This is a genomic window from Sphingomonas sp. (assembly GCF_048595155.1).
Lineage (GTDB): Bacteria > Pseudomonadota > Alphaproteobacteria > Sphingomonadales > Sphingomonadaceae > Sphingomonas_I.
Genome location: NZ_JBMDXN010000040.1, coordinates 1 through 3801, shown reverse-complemented (window position 1 = coordinate 3801; position 3801 = coordinate 1). Strand labels below are relative to the sequence as shown.

At 61.4% G+C, this 3801-nt stretch carries 3 protein-coding genes and 1 pseudogene; 2 read left to right on the top strand and 2 right to left on the bottom strand.

What is annotated here, in order from left to right; all coding sequences use genetic code 11:
- A partial coding sequence (locus tag ACOJSI_RS06700) for an FAD-dependent monooxygenase (protein WP_420137490.1) occupies positions 1-1656 on the bottom strand: 1656 nt, incomplete at its 3' end.
- Between the two features lie 72 nt (positions 1657-1728).
- On the bottom strand, positions 1729-2196 hold the full coding sequence (locus tag ACOJSI_RS06695) for a MarR family winged helix-turn-helix transcriptional regulator (protein WP_420137489.1): 468 nt from the start codon (positions 2194-2196) through the stop codon (positions 1729-1731).
- 125 nt (positions 2197-2321) lie between these two features.
- On the opposite strand from ACOJSI_RS06695, the gene ACOJSI_RS06690 reads away from it, so the two are divergent.
- On the top strand, positions 2322-3101 hold the full coding sequence (locus ACOJSI_RS06690; protein ID WP_420137488.1) for a cyclase family protein: 780 nt from the start codon (positions 2322-2324) through the stop codon (positions 3099-3101).
- A gap of 5 nt (positions 3102-3106) precedes the next feature.
- Positions 3107-3801: pseudogene (locus ACOJSI_RS06685) on the top strand (indolepyruvate ferredoxin oxidoreductase); the annotation flags it as partial.

Here is a 3801-nt window from a genome sequence, read left to right as displayed (position 1 = left end):
GCGGAGCACGGATGTCATCATGTCGCGATCCATTGCGACCGGGATCCGCCCACCGGGCACGAACGGCCGGGCCGATGCCGCGAGAAGCGGCCAACTGCCCTCGGACAGCGGGCGGTCGGGCTGGCCCGGAATGGTTGCCCCGCGTGGCCCGGCGTGGCCGAGTTGGACGCAGATCTTCGCGCTGCTGTTGGCGTGGACGAAATCCACCACGCGGCGCCAGGCGGTCATATGCTCGTCGGAGTAGAGGCCAGGACATGCGGGCGTGATGCGACCATCGGCGGAGATGGCGGCCATCTCCGTCATCACCAAGCCGGCGCCGCCTAGCGCGCGTGCGCCATAATGCACCAGATGGAAATCGTTCGGCGTCGCGTCGGGCCCGGCGGCGTAGGTCAGGACCGGCGATACGACCACGCGGTTGGCGAGACGCATGTTGCGCAGGACGTAAGGCGTAAACATCGGCGGCGGCGCCGCTGCGTCCGGCGCCAATCCGGCGCGTAAACCGAAGGCCTGCTCGACCCGAGCCAGCCACTCTCCATCGCGCAGTCGAAGGTTTTCATGACTGACCCGCTGCGAACGCGTAAGAAGGGAATAAGCGAACTGATCTGGCGGAAATCTGATGTAGCGGTCGAGCGTCTCGAACCATTCGGTCGAATTACGCGCTGAGTTTTGGATTTTCAGGACTTCGACATGACGGACCGCTTGGTATTCGGCCAGCGCCGCCGACAGGGCTGCGCGGTTGGTGACGTCAGCACAGCTCATCACCTCTGCCAGCTTGATCGCGTCTTCCAGCGCGAGCTTCGTCCCTGAGCCGATCGAGAAGTGAGCGGTGTGCGCGGCGTCCCCCAGCAGCACGACATTATCAAACGACCATGTTTCGCAGATAACGCGCCGGAAATTGATCCAGGCAGCCGAACCGCGCAGGTGCGCGGCATTGGTGAGCAGCGGCTCGCCATTGAGATGACGCGCAAAGATACGTTCACAGGCGGCGATGGTGTCCGCTTGCTCCATTTGGTCGAAGCCGAGACCGGTCCAGGTTTCCTCCGAACATTCGACGATGAACGTCGATCGGCTCTCGTCAAACCGGTAGGCGTGCGCCCAGATCCATCCATGGGGCGTCTCTTCAAACAGGAAAGCAAAGGCATCGAACAGGCGCAGCGTGCCGAGCCACATGAACTTGTTGGCCCGTGTCTCGATATCGACGCCAAAGCGCTCCGCATGCGCCGTCCGAATGCGGCTATTGATGCCATCCGCAGCGACGATCAGGTCATAGTCGTCATATGCGCTCAGATCATCCTTAAACTCTGTTTCGAATTCGAGTCGGACGCCGAGATCACGAGCACGCGCCTGGAGGATCTGCAGCAGCTTCTTCCGGCCGATACCGATAAATCCATGACCACCGGAACACTCGACATGGTCGCCAATGACAACCTCGATGTCGTCCCAATGGGCGAAGCTGGTCGCGATCGTCTCCGCGCTGACAGGGTCATTCTCCCGCAGATTGGCGAGCGTCTGGTCCGAAAACACGACCCCCCAGCCGAACGTATCTCCCGCCTTGTTGCGCTCGATGACGACCACGTCATGCGAAGGGTCGCGAAGCTTCATCGAAATCGCAAAATAAAGGCCGGCCGGACCTCCGCCAAGACATGCCACCCGCATACCAGCACCTCCTATTTATTTTATGTCTAAAATATATTGGCGGCGTCCGCAAGCGGGCCACCCCAGCATGCATCACTCCATGTCGCGGAGATTCTCGTGCAGCTGGCCCAGCAGGCCTATGAGCCGGTCGAAATCTTTCGAGCTGAGCCCCTGGATGACACCGGCATAGACGGGCGCCGAGGCGGTACGGGCATCCTTCAACTTGGCCTCGCCCAGCGGCAGCAGCGATACCAACGTGACCCGCGCGTCGTCCGGGCCGCTCGACACCGCAACCAATCCTGCGTCACGCATCCGCTGGATGATGCGGGTCATTGTCGACAACGGTATGACGGCGGCATCGGCAATATCGCGGACCCCCCGCGGGCTGCGCTCGCCCAGGATCATCAGGACCCGCCAATAGGGAATATCCAGCCCAATCGCGCGCAGGCGGGTCTCGATGATGATATTATATCGCGCGACCAGCCGGTTGAGCAGGAAGAATGGATATTTCTCGACTTGAAAGGTCGGCGTGCCGGGGTCGCCGAGAATACGATTGTCCATCTCTGCTCCTAAGAGCCGTTTATCCGGCACGGGGACGAGGGGCAACACACCGCACAGGATAGTTGCATTTGCACGTTTTATGCGGCAGCTTTCGAGTCGCATTTGCTCCTTCGAGAGAGGCTTTCATGTCGGTTGCTACGCTCACTGCCTTCGCGGACGCCGTATCGAGCGGAGCGATCCGTACGATCGATCTTACGCAGCCCCTATCGGCTGATACCCCGACGCTCGTCCTCCCCGAGCAGTTCGGTCAGACTGCTGCCTTCAAGGTCGAGGAGATTTCGCGATACGATGAGCGCGGCGTCGCCTGGTTCTGGAATAATTTCACCGTCGGCGAGCATACCGGAACGCATTTCGACGCACCCGTTCATTGGGTCACAGGGAAAGACCTGATCGACAATACGGTGGATGCGATCGACCCGAGTGCCTTCATCGCGCCCGCAGTCGTGATCGATATCTCGGCCAAGTCCGCGGCTGATCCTGATTATCTGCTTAGCGTAGCAGATATCGAGACATGGGAAGCTGAGCATGGCGCGATCCCACCGCGCAGCTGGATCCTGCTCCGCACCGATTGGTCGAAGCGGTCGGTCGAGGATTATGTCAATCGCCGCGAGGACGGCGCTCATACGCCCGGACCTTCCGCCGAGGCGGTGCGCTTCTTGGTGGAAGAGCGCGATGCCCATGGCTTCGGGGTCGAGACGATCGGGACAGATGCAGGTCAGGCGCACCTTCTTGTGCCCCCCTACCCTGCCCATACGCTGTTCCACGGAGCGGGACGTTATGGACTGCAGTGCCTGACCAACCTCGATCTGCTGCCAGCCAAGGGCGCGGTGATCGTGTCGGCACCGCTCAAGATCGTCGGCGGTTCAGGAAGCCCACTGCGCGTGCTCGCGCTGATCTCCGAGTAGGGCGGATGGCTGAGCGCTCGTTCAAGCGGGAGGTCGAGCGGCTCCGGCTCGGTGCTGGTGAGATTTTCGAGGGCGAAGGCATCCTGGCCGTGACGAAGGCGCTCCTGCAGGCGGGAGTCGCCTATGTCGGCGGGTACCAGGGTTCGCCGATCAGCCATTTGATGGACGTCTTTGCCGATGCAGACCCGTTGCTGCGCGAGCTCGGAGTTCATTTCGAATCCTCAGCAAGCGAGGCAACCGCCGCAGCAATGCTTGCAGCGTCTGTCAATTATCCGTTGCGCGGCGCTGTGGCGTGGAAATCGGTGGTCGGCACCAACGTTGCCTCTGACGCCTTGTCGAACATCGCCTCGGGCGGTGTCACAGGCGGCACGCTGATCATCGTCGGGGAGGATTACGGCGAAGGTTCCTCTATCATGCAGGAGCGTACGCACGCATTTGCGATGAAGTCGCAGATGTGGCTGCTGGATCCCCGGCCCAATCTTACCAGCATCGTCGACATGGTCGAAAAGGGCTTCGAGCTTTCTGAGGCCTCAAATACACCCGTTATGATCGAGCTGCGGGTGCGCACCTGTCATGTCACGGGAAGCTTCGCTGCGCGTGACAATAAGCGACCGCCGCTCACCGTGGGCCAAGCGGCTGCCAATCCCCGGCGTGACGTTGACCGGATTGTACTGCCGCCGGCCAATTTCCTGCACGAGCG

Coding starts and splice junctions, on each gene's coding strand:
- ACOJSI_RS06695 (WP_420137489.1), bottom strand. CDS start 2,196: ATGGACAATCGTATTCTCGGCGACCCCGGCACGCCGACCTTTCAAGTC.
- ACOJSI_RS06690 (WP_420137488.1), top strand. CDS start 2,322: ATGTCGGTTGCTACGCTCACTGCCTTCGCGGACGCCGTATCGAGCGGA.